This is a genomic window from Vannielia sp. SX4 (assembly GCF_052828525.1).
The window spans coordinates 1942112-1955012 of the sequence record NZ_CM128247.1 but is presented as its reverse complement, the minus strand read 5'-3'; the positions used below and the strand labels follow the sequence as shown (position 1 = coordinate 1955012).

The window sequence follows — 12901 nt, the reverse complement described above, 5'->3', positions numbered from 1 at the left end:
CTCTCCCTTCAGAGAACTTCAAAGAGGCCCGCAGCCCCCATTCCGCCGCCCACGCACATGGTGGTGACGATGTATTTTGCGCCGCGCCGCTTGCCCTCGATCAGCGCGTGGCCGACCATGCGGGCGCCCGACATGCCGTAGGGGTGGCCAATGGAGATGGCGCCGCCGTTCACGTTGAGGCGCGCGTCAGGGATGCCAAGCCGGTCGCGGCAATAGAGCACCTGACAGGCGAAGGCCTCATTCAGCTCCCAGAGCTCGATGTCGTCCACGGTGAGGCCGTGGATTTCGAGCAGTTTGGGCACGGCGAAGACAGGGCCGATGCCCATCTCGTCGGGGGCGCATCCGGCGACGGCCATGCCCACGTAGCGGCCCAGCGGGGTGAGGCCTCGGCGCTCGGCCTCCTTGCCTTCCATCAACATTGCGGCAGACGCGCCGTCTGACAGTTGCGAGGCATTTCCAGCAGTTATGAAGCGACCTTCATTTAGCGATATGCCTTTTTCGAACACCGGGGTGAGGCCCGCGAGGCTTTCAGCCGTGGTGCCGGGGCGGTTGCCCTCGTCCTTCTCCAGTGTCACCGAGCGGTCGGAGACTTCGCCGGTCTCGCGGTCTTTCACCTTCATGACGGAGGCCAGCGGCACGATCTCGTCATCGAAGGCCCCTGCCTCTTGGGCCGCAGCCGTGCGGGCCTGGCTTTGGGCGGCGTATTCATCCTGCGCCTCGCGGGAGATGCCGTAGCGGGCGGCGACGGTTTCAGCCGTTTCCAGCATGGTCATGTAGATGGAGGGGACGTGCTCGCGCAGCCACGGGTCCGGGTCGCGGCGCATGGCGGGGGTTTGCACGAGGGAGATGGACTCGACGCCCGCGCCGATGGCCATTGGCATGCCATCGTGGATGACCTGCTTTGCGGCGGTGGCGATGGCCATGAGGCCGGAGGCGCATTGCCGGTCGAGTGACATGCCTGCGACGGTCTCGGGGAGGCCGGCGCGGAGGGCACATTGGCGGGCGATGTTGCCGCCTTGGAACCCCTGCTGGAGGGCGGCGCCGAGCACCACGTCACCGACCTCGCCGGGATCGACAGCGGCGCGGGAGACGGCGTGGCTGATCGCATGGCCCGCCAGCGCCTGCGGCGTGGTGGCGTTGAAGGCGCCGCGAAAGGCCTTGCCGATGGGCGTGCGGGCGGTGGAGACGATGAGGGCTTCACGCATGGTTTCAGACCTTCCAGTCGAGCGGCAGCCCGCGCGCCTCAGCGGCCTGCGCGGCGAAACGGCGGGTTTGGGAGAAGGCGTCTGGCAGGTCTTCCGCGCCATCCGGGTCGGTTAGCAGAGCTGCGCCTTCGGCCACCGCCTCGGGGGTGATCTCGCCGTCTGCGAGGTTCAGGCCGAGGGTTTCGGTGATCCGCGCGACCGAGAAAACCCCGCCGCCTGCGGCGAGGATGGTGCGGGAGGGGGCATCGGGCGAGACCAGCCAGAGCAGGCCCGGTGTGATGCTTTCGGGCGTCAGCAGGGCGGCGGCATCCTCGGGCAGCAAGCCATCGGTCATCGCTGTGGCCGCCGTGGGGGCGAGGCAATTGACGCGGATGCCGTAGCGCGCACCTTCGAGGTGGAGTGTGTTCATCAGCCCGATCATCCCAGCCTTGGCGGCGGCGTAGTTGGCCTGCCCGAAGTTGCCGTAGAGCCCGGAGCCGGAGGTGGTGAAGACGACGCGACCATATTGCCGCTCGCGGAAGTGCGGCCAGAGGGCGTGGGTGCAGAGGGCGGAGCCGGTGAGGTGAACGTCGATCACGCGGCGCCAGTCGGAGATCTCCATCTTGGCGAAGGACTTGTCACGCAGCAGGCCCGCATTGTTGACGAGGATGTCGACTTGGCCCCAGGCGCTCATGGCGGCGGCGACCATCTCGGCCACGCTGGCCTCGTCGGAGACATCGGTGCGGGTGGCCAGCGCGGTGCCGCCTGCGGCCTCGATCTCGGAAACCACCCCTGCCCCGTCGGCCATGTCGGCGACCAGCACTCTTGCCCCCCGCGCGGCGAGCCCGAGCGCGTGGGACCGGCCCAGCCCGGCGGCCCCGCCGGTGACGATTGCAACCTGCCCATCGAAGCGGATCATGCGGCCTCCAGATATTTCTTGTTGAGCCAGCGGGCCACGACAACGGGTTTGGCCGTGCCTTCGGCCTCCATCGTCACCTCCCATGTGATCATCACATCGCCCGGGCGCTTCTCGGTCAGTGCAGCGAGGGTAAAGCGGGCACGGATGCGGGCGCCAGCGGGGACGGGCGAGAGAAAGCGGATGCGGTCGAAGCCGTAGTTGATGCCCATCGCCTGCCCGTCCAGCTTTGGCTGCGCGTCATAGGCCATGGCGGAGAGGAAGGAGAGGGTGAGGAAGCCGTGGGCGATTGTGGAGCCGAAGGGGGTTTGCGCAGCGCGGGCCGGGTCGGTGTGGATGAACTGGTGATCCTCGGTGAGGGCGGCGAAGGCGTCGATCATCGGCTGGTCGATGGTGAACCAGCGCGACACGCCAAGCTCTTCGCCGATGCGGGATTGCAGCTCATCGAGGGTCACGGTTTGCCCTCGGCGAAGATGTCGGGGCCGGTTTGCACGTTGATGCCGCCGGAAACGGGGAGGATTGCCCCGGTCACATATCCGCCGCCGGGTCCGCAGAGGTAGAGCAGCGCCGCAGCGATATCCTCGGGGCGGCCCACGCGGCCGAGCGGGACTTGCGCGCCCACGCGGCTGCGCATGTCTTCGTCGCCGGTGGCGAAGGCAGTCATTTTGGAGACGAAGGGGCCGGGGGCGAGGGCGTTGACGGTGATGCGGTCGGCGGCGAGTTCCTTGGCGAGGATCTTCGTCAGGTGGTGCACGGCGGCCTTGGAGGCGGCGTAGGAATAGGCGTCATCCCCCATCGGCACCTCGCCCATGACCGAGCCGGTGTTGACGACGCGGGCGGGGTCCTCGTCGGTCGCGGCAGCGCGGAGGATCGGCAGCAGGGTGCGGGTGAGTTCGAAAAGGCCGGCGACGTTGAGGCTCATCACCTTGTCCCATGCGGCATGGGGGAAGTCGTCCAGCGGGGCGCCCCAGCTTCGGCCCGCGTTGTTGAAGAGGATATCGAGCCTGTCGGTGCGGGCGCGGGTGGCGCCTGCGAGCGCATCGACGCCCTCGGCGGTGCTCACATCGCCCGCGAAACCCTCTGCCGAACCGGCCGCGCCCAGCGCGTTCAGCCGCGCAGCCACCGCCTCGCAGGCATCGCCCCGGCGGGAGGCGAGCAGCACGCGGGCCCCGGCGCGGACGAGCCCCTCGGCGGCCATTTCGCCTATGCCCGACGAGCCGCCGGTGACGAGCGCCACCTTGCCGGTGAGGTCGAAAAGCCTTGCCGCGTCCATGCTGTCCTCCGCTGGGGCGCCTCCCCGCGCACCCGTTTCGCAATGCAGAATACAATTCCGCACATGCTTGACAAGCCCGCCCTGCCCGCCTCTGCTGGCAGCAAGGGAGGCGCAGGATGGGCGATCTGTTTGATCTTACGGGAAAGGTGGCGCTTGTCACCGGCTCGACGCGCGGCATTGGCCGGGCGATTGCGGAGGCTTTGGTGGCACGAGGCGCGCGCGTGGTGATCTCGTCGCGCAAGGCAGAGGCCTGCGCGGCGGTGGCGGAAGAGATCGGGCCGGCGGCGGTGCCGATTGCCTGCAACGTCTCGGATGATGCGGCGATAGAGCGGCTATTGACGGAGACGGAGGAGAGCCTGGGCGGCGTGGATATTTTGGTCTGCAACGCGGCGGTTAACCCCTACATGGGGCCGTTTCTGGACACGCCGGATGATGCCTTTGACAAGACCATCTCGGTGAACATCCGGGCCAACATGCGGCTGGCCAAGGGCGTGGTGCCGGGGATGCAGGCGAAGGGCGGCGGGGCGATTGTGATCGTGTCGTCGATTGCGGCCTTCAAAGGCTCGGAGCATCTGGGGATCTACGCGGTGACCAAGGCCGCCGACACGCAGATCGTGCGCAACCTCGCCGTGGCTTACGGGGCCGACAACATCCGGGTGAACGGGATCGCGCCTGCGGTGGTGAAGACCGATTTTGCACGCGCGCTCTATGAAGACCCGGCGCGGGCCAAGCGGGTGGCGGAGAGCTATGCGCTGAAGCGGCTGGGGGAGCCGGAGGATATTGCCGGGATTGCGGTGATGCTGGCGGCGCCCGCGGGGGCATGGATGACGGGGCAGACGATTATCGTGGATGGCGGATGGTCGGCGATGGGGTGAGCGGGCGCGCTGGCGCCCCCACCATGGCAGGTGTTGCAGGCGCCGGGTTTCCACGCCTAGGCTGAGATCAAACGCGGCGGGGAGGCCGCGATACAGGGAGGAGCGGCCATGGAAGGCCTGATGATGCACCGTCCGCTGCGGATTGCGGATATTCTGACCCATGCGGCGCAGGTCTACCCCGGTGAGGGGATCGTCTCGGCCCGGACCGAAGGCGACATTCACCGCCAGAGTTACCCCGAAACTGCGGCCCGCGTGGCGCGGCTTGCCCATGCCCTGCGCGCGCTTGGCATCAAGCCCGGCGACCGGGTGGCGACGCTGGCGTGGAACGGCTACCGGCATTTCGAGCTCTACTATGCGATCAGCGGGATCGGGGCGGTGTGCCACACGATCAACCCGCGCCTTTCGGCCGAGCAGATGGGCTATATCGTGAACCACGCGGGCGACAGCCTGCTGTTCTTTGACACCACCTTCCTGCCGATCATCGAGGGGCTGGCGCCGCATTTTCCCGAGAGCCTGCGCTACGTGGCGATGGTGGATGAGGACAAGCAGCCCGAGAGCAAGGTGGAGTGCCTGAACTACGAGGCGCTGCTGAAGGGCCAGCCGGAGCGATTTGACTGGCCGGAGTTCGACGAGACCACCGCCGCTGCGCTCTGCTACACCTCGGGCACCACCGGCAACCCCAAGGGCACGCTCTATTCGCATCGTTCCACCGTGCTGCACGCGCTCTGCACCGCGATCAGCCTGCCGAAGGTGCTGCAGGAGGGCAGCCGGATTCTGCCCGTGGTGCCGCTCTTTCACGTGAATGCATGGGGCCTGCCCTACTCGGCCCCGCTCACCGGTGCTTCGCTCATTATGCCGGGACCGGGGCTGGACGGGGCCTCGCTGTTCAAGCTGATGAACGGGGAGCAGGTGTTTTCGGCCTGGGGTGTGCCGACCGTCTGGCTCGGGCTGCAGAAGGAAATCGAGGCGCAGGGGCGGCTGCCGGAGGGGTTCGGCCACCTCGTGGTGGGCGGCTCGGCGGCGCCACGGGCGATGATCGAAGCCTTCGAAACCCGCGGCGTGGACGTGTGCCATGCATGGGGCATGACCGAGATGAGCCCGATCGGCACGGTTGGGAACCTCTCGCCGGCGATGCGCGACAAGCCCCTCGCCGAACAGCTTGACGTGAAACAGAAACAGGGGCGCCGGGCCTTCGGGATCGATATGAAGATCGTCGATGAGGACGGCACCGAGCAGCCGCAGAACGGCAAGGCCACGGGCGAGCTCTTCGTGCGGGGCAACACGATTGCGGCGGGATACTTCAACAACGCGGAGGCCAGCGCCGAGGCGATTGACGCAGAGGGCTGGTTTGGCACCGGAGACATTGCCCGGATCACCCCCGATGGCACGCTCTCGATCACCGACCGGACGAAAGACCTGATCAAATCGGGCGGCGAGTGGATCAGCTCAATTGACATGGAGAACGTGGTGATGGGCCACCCGCAGGTCACCAATTGCGCCGCCATCGCCGTGCCGCATGAAAAATGGGGCGAGAGGCCGATGCTGGTGGTGGTGCCGAAGGGCGATGCGCCGGACCCCGAGGCGCTGCGCGAGTTGCTCGCGCCGCACTTTGCCAGCTGGCAATTGCCCGACGAGGTGCTCTTTGTCGAGGAACTGCCTCTGACGGCGACAGGCAAGGTCTCAAAGCTCACGCTGAGGCGCAAATACGCAGCAGCGGAATGACCTCTGCGTGAAAAAACGCACAAAGGGCTTGGGTTTTTGGGCTGTTTTGGGCATCTTCCCCGAAAATTTACGCCTAAGGTTCGAGTGACATGAAGAGAAGAAACTTCCTCACCGGCAGTGCTGCGCTGCTTGGTGGTACCTTTGTGGCGGGGGCCCCTGCCCTCGCCTATGACGAAACCCTCAAGCCCTACGGCCTGCCCGTTCATCTGCTGCCGCATTACGTGAACGTCTCCAAGGAGCTGCCGCCGCAGGAGATTCACGTGAGCCCGAGCCGCTTTGCGCTGTTCCTCACCCTCGGCGGGGGCCGCGCGATCCAGTATACCTGCGGTATTGGCCGCCCCGGCCTTTACGAGCCCGGTGAGTTCTTTGTCGGCGCGCGCAAGCAGTGGCCAGCCTGGACGCCGACGCCCGAGATGATCGAGCGCGACCCCGCCTCCTACAAGAAATACGAAGACGGTATGCCCGGTGGTCCGAACAACCCGCTCGGCGCCCGCGCGATCTACCTCTTCAAGCCGCAGATCGGCGATACCTTCCTGCGGATCCACGGCACCAACGATCCGCGCACCATTGGCAAGCGGGTCTCGAACGGCTGCGCGCGGCTGGTAAACAACCAGATCGTGCACCTCTACCGCCGGACGCCGATGAACGCGAAGGTCGTGCTGTACCCGGCCTCAGAAAACGGCGGCGGGGACTACTCGCAAGAGCCGCAGGTGACCCGGGGCTGACGCCCGCAGAGGCTCTCTGACGCCGAAAAATCGAAGGGCGCGGACCTTGGCTGAGGTCCGCGCCCTTTGTGGTTTTCCGGAATCTGAGAATAATTTATCTCCAAGTTAACTTTTTACGGAACCGGAGGCGTCCGGGGATGTTTTATTGCGTGATCACATGGGTGCGCCCTGCCGTGCTGACGGGACAAGTAGTGGATGACGATGACTTTTCAGCGCGCTGAGACCGTGGCGCTCTCTCTCCGGCATGAACTCCGGCAGGTGACTGGCCCGGCCCATGAGCGGCTGGATGGCATGCTATCGACCCTCAATTTGCATGACAGCGCCGACAGGGCGCTGTTTGACCGCGTGCAACGCGCGGGGTTTCGCCGGATCGGCGCGGCCTGCGGCTGGGAGGCGGCAGAGGCCACGGCCACGCTGCGCCGGACGGTCGATGCGCTGGACGATGGCGACGAGGCCGCGACCGATGGCGCGGGCGACGACCCGATGGCGGCGGACGCGGTGGCCTATATCACCCTTGGCTCGCAACTTGGCCTGACCGTGCTGCGCAATGGCGTGCCGCCGGAAGAGCGCCGGGGCCTGCTGGCCATCGAGCCCGACATTGCGGCTTGGAGGGCCTTTGCCCAGCGCATGGGGCAGACAAGCCCCGATGCCGAAGCGCGCGCGCGCATCCTGTCTGATGCGACCCGCGCCTTTGCGATTTTTCAGCAGGAGGCCGAGCGCCACCTGCCCCGGCGGCCAGAGGCCGCACCTCACCCCCAGACGACGCAGACCCCACAGGCCCCGACTGTATGAAAGATCCCTTCGTTTCTACCGATACGCCGGTTGACCTGACCAACTGCGACCGGGAGCCGATCCACATTCTGGGGAATGTGCAATCCTTCGGGGCGCTGATCGCGATATCGGCGGATTGGATCGTGCAGCATGTGTCTCGCAACGCGACCGAGGTGCTGGGGCTGCCGTGGGAGGAGATGGCGGGCGTGCCGCTGGGCCAGTTTCTGCCCGAGGCCAGCCTCGAGCGGTTGCGGCGCAAGCTGAGCACGGCCTCTCATGACGATGCCGTGGTGCGCATGTTCGGCTTTGACGTGTTCGGCGACGGGCGGCTGTTTGACGTGTCGGCCCACCAGTCGCACCTCAGCTTCATCCTCGAATTCGAGGCCAAGTCGCGCGGGGTGGAGCACGACGAGTTGGCTATCGTCACGCCGATGATGCGCCGGGTGGCCGAAGAGAAGGATTTGCAGAGCGTCTCGGAAGTGGCCGCCAAGCAGCTGCGGGAGCTGGCCGGGTTTGACCGGGTGTTGGTGTATCAGTTCGGGCCGGAGGGTGATGGCACGGTGATCGCCGAGGCAAAGGACGAGGCCGACAGCGAAACCTACCTTGGCCTGCACTTCCCCTCCTCCGACATTCCGCGGCAGGCGCGGGCGCTCTACAAGCGCAACCATCTGCGGCTGATCGCCGATGTGGATGATACGGTCTCGCCCATCGAGCCGCAGACCGGCCCCGAGGGCGAGCCGCTGGACCTTTCGCTCGCCGTGACCCGCGCGGTCTCGCCGATCCACCTCGAATACCTGCGCAACATGAAAGTGCGGGCCTCGATGTCGGTGTCGATCATCATCCGGGGCGAGCTCTGGGGGCTCTTTGCCTGCCATCACCGCGCGCCGCTTTACATCGATTACGAGCGCCGCACCGCGATTGAGCTGCTGGCGCAATTCTACTCCTACGAGATCGAGCGGCGTGAGGCCCGCGCGGTGGCCGAGACCGCAGACCGCGCCCAGAAGCTGCATGACCGGCTGATGATGGGCCTCGGCGCCAGCACGGACCTTGTGGAAGGCTTCCGCGACGTGGCCCGCGAGATCAGTAACGTGATCCGGTGCGATGGCGTGGCGCTCTATTCCGAAGGCACCTACGTGAGCCAGGGCACCGCGCCCTCGGAAGAGGAATTCAAGACGATTGCGCGGTTCCTGAACACCGCCGCTGCCTCGCGCGTTTATGCCACCGACCATCTGGTGGCGCGCCTGCCCTCGATTGCCGATATCACCGACCGCTGCGCCGGTATTCTGGCGATCCCGGTTTCCCGCACGCCGCGCGACTACCTCGTGCTGTTCCGCACCGAGGCGGCGCGGCAGGTGAAATGGGCGGGCAACCCGCACAAGCCGGTGGAGGTGGGCAGCTTCGGCGCCCGGCTGACCCCGCGCAAGAGCTTCGAGATCTGGAAGGAAGATGTGGGCAATCGCTCGGAGCCGTGGTCACCGACCTCGGTGCGGGCCGCCGATGCGATCCGGGTCACGCTGCTGGAAGTGGTGCTGAAGCTCTCGGACGAGGTGAACGCCGAGCGCAAGCGGGCGCAGGACCAGCAGGAGCTGCTCATCGCCGAGCTGAACCACCGGGTGCGCAACGTGCTGGGGCTGATCCGCTCGCTGGTGAGCAAATCGCGCGAGAATGCGGTTTCGGTCGAGGAATTCTCCAAGGCCATTGACGGGCGCATCCACGCGCTGGCGGTGGCGCATGACCAGCTTACCCAGACCGAGTGGCGCGCGGTCGATTTCCGCCAGATCATCGACACCGAGCTTAAGGCCTATGTGGCCGGGCAGGAAGACAGGGTGCGGCTCTCTGGTCCGGAGATCCAGCTTTCGCCCGAGGCTTTCTCGACCATCGCGCTGGTCTCGCACGAGCTGGTGACCAACTCGGTGAAATACGGGGCGCTCTCCAACTCGACCGGGCAGGTCGAGCTGGCAGTGGACCACCAGGCTGACGGGTTCTTTCGCCTCACGTGGCAGGAGGCGGGTGGCCCACCGGTGCGCCCGCCCGAGCGGCGCGGCTTTGGCACGACGCTGATCGAACGCTCCGTACCGTTCGACCTTGAGGGCAAGGCCGAGATCGAGTTTCGCTCTGGCGGATTCCGGGCGAGCTTTCTGATCCCCGAGCGGTTTGTAACCGCGCTGCCCTCGGAGGCGGCGGAGGCCGCGGAGCCGGAAGCCCCGGCCATCGCGGGCAAGCCCGACCTCACTGGCGTGGGCCTTGTGGTGGAGGACAACCTGATCATCGCGATGGATGCCTCCGACATCCTCACCGGGATGGGGCTGAAAGCGGTGCATACCGCCTCGACCGTGGCGGAGGCGCTGCGGGTGGCGGAGGCCAACACGATCTCGGTCGCGGTGCTCGATGTGAACCTCGGCAAGGAGACGAGCCTGCCGGTGGCCCGGTTCCTCTCGGAGCGCGGGGTGCCCTTTGTGCTGGCCAGCGGCTACGGCGGACAGGCCGACACCTTGGCCAAGTTCCCCCCTGCCCCGGTGGTCGCCAAGCCGTTCACGGTGGAGACCCTGTCGCGCGCGCTGCTGAAGCTGGGCGAAGACGGCGAGGCCTGAGGCACGCTCCACGCCCCTGCAGACAGTATGGCGCGGATACCGATTTTCAACTGACAGAAGGCGCGCCAGTGGTGCGCTCTGCCTGCCTTGGAAATGGGCAGGCTGGAAAGCCGTGCGGGGTGCTCCAGCCAAAAACTAAAAAACAGTCTTGACTGATTGTTTTTTCCAGCCCCACCCTGTGTGTCAAACGACTCAGGGAGATGCGCGATGGCCGATACCGACGATTACAAGCAACGCAGTTACGGCGAAATCTCGGTGGGGCTCGGGGCCAAGCCGGGCATCGTGGTGGTGGATTTTCAGAAGGGATTCACCGAGGCTCAATACCCTCTGGGCGGTGCGCCGCTGGTGATGCGGGCGCTGGAAAACACCGCGAAACTGCTGAAGGCCGCCCGCGCGATGGGTGTGCCGGTGGCCACCTGCAATACCGCCTACATGAACGAGCGCGAGATGCCCTACTGGAAGATCACCGCCGTTCGCGAGACCTTCCTGCATGACCACCCCAGCGCCGAGCTGGACCCGCGCATCTACGACCCAGAGTATGACCTGAAGGTCTGCAAGAAGGGGCCTTCGATCTTCTTCAACACCGATGTGGCCGATTACTTCGCCAAGGAGCGGGTCGACACCGTGATCGTCACCGGCTGCAACACCAGCGGCTGCATCCGCGCAAGTTCGATCGACAGTTTTTCGCACCGCTACCGGACGCTCGTGCCGGAGGATTGCGTGGGCGACATCGAAGAGCAGCCGCACCGCGACAACCTGCGCGACCTTGGCCGCCGTTACGTTGATGTCGTCGATCTGGACAGCGTGCTGGCCTACCTCGACCGCTGGCACAACGCCCAGGCTGCCGCCTGACCCGCCCTCAAGACCGAATGAAAGACCTCAAATGACCCTGAAGCTGCTGAAGAACGCCCGTATCGTGGACGGCACCGCGCCCGAGCCCACCGATCCGATGGGCATCGTGATCGAAGACGGCAAGATCCGCGATGTCGGCCCCGGCGTGACCGCCGACACCGATGAGGTGCTCGACATGGAGGGGCTAACGGTGATGCCGGGCCTCGTCGACTGCCACGTGCATGTGATCGCGACCACGGCGAACCTCGGCCTTAACGCCGCCCTGCCCTCCTCGCTCGTGGCCGCCCGCTCCAGCCTGCTGATGCGCGACATGATCATGCGCGGTTTCACCACGGTGCGCGACCTTGGCGGCGCGGATCGCGGCTTGCAGCAGGCGGTGGATGAGGGCGCGTTTCTCGGCCCGCGGCTGGTGATCTGCGGCAAGGCACTGTCGCAATCGGGCGGCCACACCGATTATCGCGGCCCCTACAGCAACCGCGATGTGAGCTGGTATGCCTCCAGCCTCGGCGCGATGGGCCGGATCTGTGACGGCATCCCCGAGGTGCAGCGGGCCGCTCGTGAAGAGATCAAGAACGGCGCGCAGTTCGTGAAGGTCATGGCCGATGGCGGCGTGTCCTCGCCCTCCGACCCGGTGGGCTACCTCGTGTTCTCGGTCGACGAGTTGAAGGCGGCGGTGGAGATCGCCAAGGGCTTCGGCACCTATGCGACCGGGCACCTCTACTCCGACGAGGCAATCGTGCGGGCGCTGGATTGCGGCTTCGAGTGCATCGAGCACGGCAACCTGATCGGCGACGACACCATTGCCCGGATCGCCCGTGAGGGCATTCCGGTGGTGCCGACGAACATCACCTACGACCTGCTGCACCGCAAAGGCGCGGAGTTCGGGCTGCCGGCGGAATCGGTGGCCAAGATCTCGGACGTGCGCGAGGCCGGGCTGGAGCGGCTCGAGAAGTTTCACGAGGCTGGCGTGCTGATGGGCTACGGCTCCGACCTGCTGGGCGGTATGCAGACCGAGCAATCGGGCGAGTTCCCCTTGCGCGGCCGCTACCTGCCCGCCGATGCGGTGATCCGCTCGGCCACGGTGGATGCCGCCAAGGTGCTGCGGATGGAAGGCGAGATCGGCACCATCGCGCCGGGCGCCCATGCCGACATCATCGCCGTCGAGGGCAACCCGCTCGGCGATCTGGACCTGCTGACACATCAGGGAGCCCATATGCCGCTCATTCTCAAAGCTGGGGAGGCGGTCAAGCAGGCCGCGTCGCTCTGATGGCCAGCTTGCGCGACTACACCGCCCTCAGCTTCGACGTCTACGGCACGCTGATCGACTGGGAGGCCGGGATGCGGGCCGGGTTGCGCCCGCTTACCGACCGGCTCGACGCCGAGATGAGCGAGAACGCCGTGCTGGAGATGCACGCCCGCAATGAGAGCGCCACGCAGGCCCAGACGCCGGCCAAGCGCTACTCGGACCTGCTGGCCACGGTCTACCGCCGCTGCGCCGAAGAACTGGGGCTGTCGGTGGATTGGGACGAATGCGAGCGCTACGGCGCCTCGGTGCCCGACTGGCCCGCCTTCGAGGACAGCGCCGATGCGCTGACCTATCTCAAGCAGCACTACAAGATGATCGTGCTCTCCAACGTCGACAACCGCAGCTTTGACGGCGCGGCGCGGAAGCTGGGGATCGCATGGGATGCGATTTACACAGCCGAGGATATCGGCAGCTACAAGCCCAACCAGCGCAACTTCGATTACCTGCTGCGCGGGATCGGCACGCTGGGCGTGGAGAAGGCACAGCTGCTGCACACCGCCGAGAGCATGTTCCACGATCACGTGCCGGGCCGGGCCAATGGGCTCGACAACGCATGGATCTACCGGCGGCACGCGAAAGAAGGCTTCGGGGCCACGATGGACCCAGGCGATCTGGCCGAGACGACCTTCCGCTTCAATTCGCTGAAGGAAATGGCCGAGGCACATGAGAGCGGCAAAATCTGAAAT

The 12901-nt window shown here is 66.3% G+C and carries 12 protein-coding genes; 8 read left to right on the top strand and 4 right to left on the bottom strand.

Translation table 11 applies throughout. From position 1 onward, the window contains the following. Nucleotides 1–8 precede the first annotated feature (8 nt). Genes ACUXVX_RS09620 through ACUXVX_RS09605 form a run of 4 tightly spaced genes read right to left on the bottom strand, consistent with a single transcriptional unit; the run spans nucleotide 9 to nucleotide 3373 of the window. Complete coding sequence (locus ACUXVX_RS09620; protein WP_446311356.1) at nucleotides 9–1205, bottom strand: acetyl-CoA C-acyltransferase; 1197 nt, start codon at nucleotides 1203–1205, stop codon at nucleotides 9–11. 4 nt (nucleotides 1206–1209) lie between these two features. Beyond that, nucleotides 1210–2103, bottom strand: coding sequence for an SDR family NAD(P)-dependent oxidoreductase (locus ACUXVX_RS09615; RefSeq protein ID WP_446311355.1), 894 nt, complete (start codon nucleotides 2101–2103; stop codon nucleotides 1210–1212). Further along, nucleotides 2100–2555 carry a MaoC family dehydratase gene (locus ACUXVX_RS09610; protein WP_446311354.1) on the bottom strand — a complete coding sequence of 152 codons (456 nt, stop codon included), beginning with the start codon at nucleotides 2553–2555 and terminating at the stop codon, nucleotides 2100–2102. The genes ACUXVX_RS09615 and ACUXVX_RS09610 overlap by 4 nt, the downstream gene beginning before the upstream one ends. Then, complete coding sequence (locus ACUXVX_RS09605; protein ID WP_446311353.1) at nucleotides 2552–3373, bottom strand: SDR family oxidoreductase; 822 nt, start codon at nucleotides 3371–3373, stop codon at nucleotides 2552–2554. The genes ACUXVX_RS09610 and ACUXVX_RS09605 overlap by 4 nt, the downstream gene beginning before the upstream one ends. Nucleotides 3374–3489: 116 nt before the next feature. On the opposite strand from ACUXVX_RS09605, the gene ACUXVX_RS09600 reads away from it, so the two are divergent. From ACUXVX_RS09600 to ACUXVX_RS09565, 8 genes are all read left to right on the top strand, one after another. Further along, nucleotides 3490–4248: an SDR family NAD(P)-dependent oxidoreductase gene (locus ACUXVX_RS09600; protein WP_446311352.1), complete on the top strand. Its 759-nt coding sequence runs from the start codon at nucleotides 3490–3492 to the stop codon at nucleotides 4246–4248. Between the two features lie 108 nt (nucleotides 4249–4356). After that, nucleotides 4357–5970 carry a long-chain fatty acid--CoA ligase gene (locus tag ACUXVX_RS09595; RefSeq protein WP_446311351.1) on the top strand — a complete coding sequence of 538 codons (1614 nt, stop codon included), beginning with the start codon at nucleotides 4357–4359 and terminating at the stop codon, nucleotides 5968–5970. Between the two features lie 89 nt (nucleotides 5971–6059). Continuing rightward, nucleotides 6060–6695: a L,D-transpeptidase family protein gene (locus tag ACUXVX_RS09590; RefSeq protein ID WP_446311350.1), complete on the top strand. Its 636-nt coding sequence runs from the start codon at nucleotides 6060–6062 to the stop codon at nucleotides 6693–6695. 201 nt (nucleotides 6696–6896) lie between these two features. After that, nucleotides 6897–7487, top strand: a complete 591-nt coding sequence (locus ACUXVX_RS09585; protein ID WP_446311349.1) for a hypothetical protein — start codon at nucleotides 6897–6899, stop codon at nucleotides 7485–7487. After that, nucleotides 7484–10057, top strand: coding sequence for an HWE histidine kinase domain-containing protein (locus ACUXVX_RS09580; RefSeq protein ID WP_446311348.1), 2574 nt, complete (start codon nucleotides 7484–7486; stop codon nucleotides 10055–10057). Before ACUXVX_RS09585 ends, ACUXVX_RS09580 begins: the two co-directional genes overlap by 4 nt. A 207-nt stretch (nucleotides 10058–10264) precedes the next feature. After that, nucleotides 10265–10909, top strand: coding sequence for an isochorismatase family protein (locus ACUXVX_RS09575; RefSeq protein ID WP_222469771.1), 645 nt, complete (start codon nucleotides 10265–10267; stop codon nucleotides 10907–10909). A 31-nt stretch (nucleotides 10910–10940) separates the two neighbouring features. Continuing rightward, a complete protein-coding gene (locus ACUXVX_RS09570; protein ID WP_446311347.1) occupies nucleotides 10941–12176 on the top strand; it encodes an amidohydrolase family protein in 1236 nt (411 codons plus the stop codon). Next, complete coding sequence (locus ACUXVX_RS09565; protein WP_446311346.1) at nucleotides 12176–12898, top strand: haloacid dehalogenase type II; 723 nt, start codon at nucleotides 12176–12178, stop codon at nucleotides 12896–12898. The genes ACUXVX_RS09570 and ACUXVX_RS09565 overlap by 1 nt, the downstream gene beginning before the upstream one ends. Nucleotides 12899–12901: the final 3 nt, after the last annotated feature.

Coding starts and splice junctions, on each gene's coding strand:
- ACUXVX_RS09620 (WP_446311356.1), bottom strand. CDS start 1,205: ATGCGTGAAGCCCTCATCGTCTCCACCGCCCGCACGCCCATCGGCAAG.
- ACUXVX_RS09615 (WP_446311355.1), bottom strand. CDS start 2,103: ATGATCCGCTTCGATGGGCAGGTTGCAATCGTCACCGGCGGGGCCGCC.
- ACUXVX_RS09605 (WP_446311353.1), bottom strand. CDS start 3,373: ATGGACGCGGCAAGGCTTTTCGACCTCACCGGCAAGGTGGCGCTCGTC.
- ACUXVX_RS09600 (WP_446311352.1), top strand. CDS start 3,490: ATGGGCGATCTGTTTGATCTTACGGGAAAGGTGGCGCTTGTCACCGGC.
- ACUXVX_RS09595 (WP_446311351.1), top strand. CDS start 4,357: ATGGAAGGCCTGATGATGCACCGTCCGCTGCGGATTGCGGATATTCTG.
- ACUXVX_RS09590 (WP_446311350.1), top strand. CDS start 6,060: ATGAAGAGAAGAAACTTCCTCACCGGCAGTGCTGCGCTGCTTGGTGGT.
- ACUXVX_RS09585 (WP_446311349.1), top strand. CDS start 6,897: ATGACTTTTCAGCGCGCTGAGACCGTGGCGCTCTCTCTCCGGCATGAA.
- ACUXVX_RS09580 (WP_446311348.1), top strand. CDS start 7,484: ATGAAAGATCCCTTCGTTTCTACCGATACGCCGGTTGACCTGACCAAC.
- ACUXVX_RS09575 (WP_222469771.1), top strand. CDS start 10,265: ATGGCCGATACCGACGATTACAAGCAACGCAGTTACGGCGAAATCTCG.
- ACUXVX_RS09570 (WP_446311347.1), top strand. CDS start 10,941: ATGACCCTGAAGCTGCTGAAGAACGCCCGTATCGTGGACGGCACCGCG.
- ACUXVX_RS09565 (WP_446311346.1), top strand. CDS start 12,176: ATGGCCAGCTTGCGCGACTACACCGCCCTCAGCTTCGACGTCTACGGC.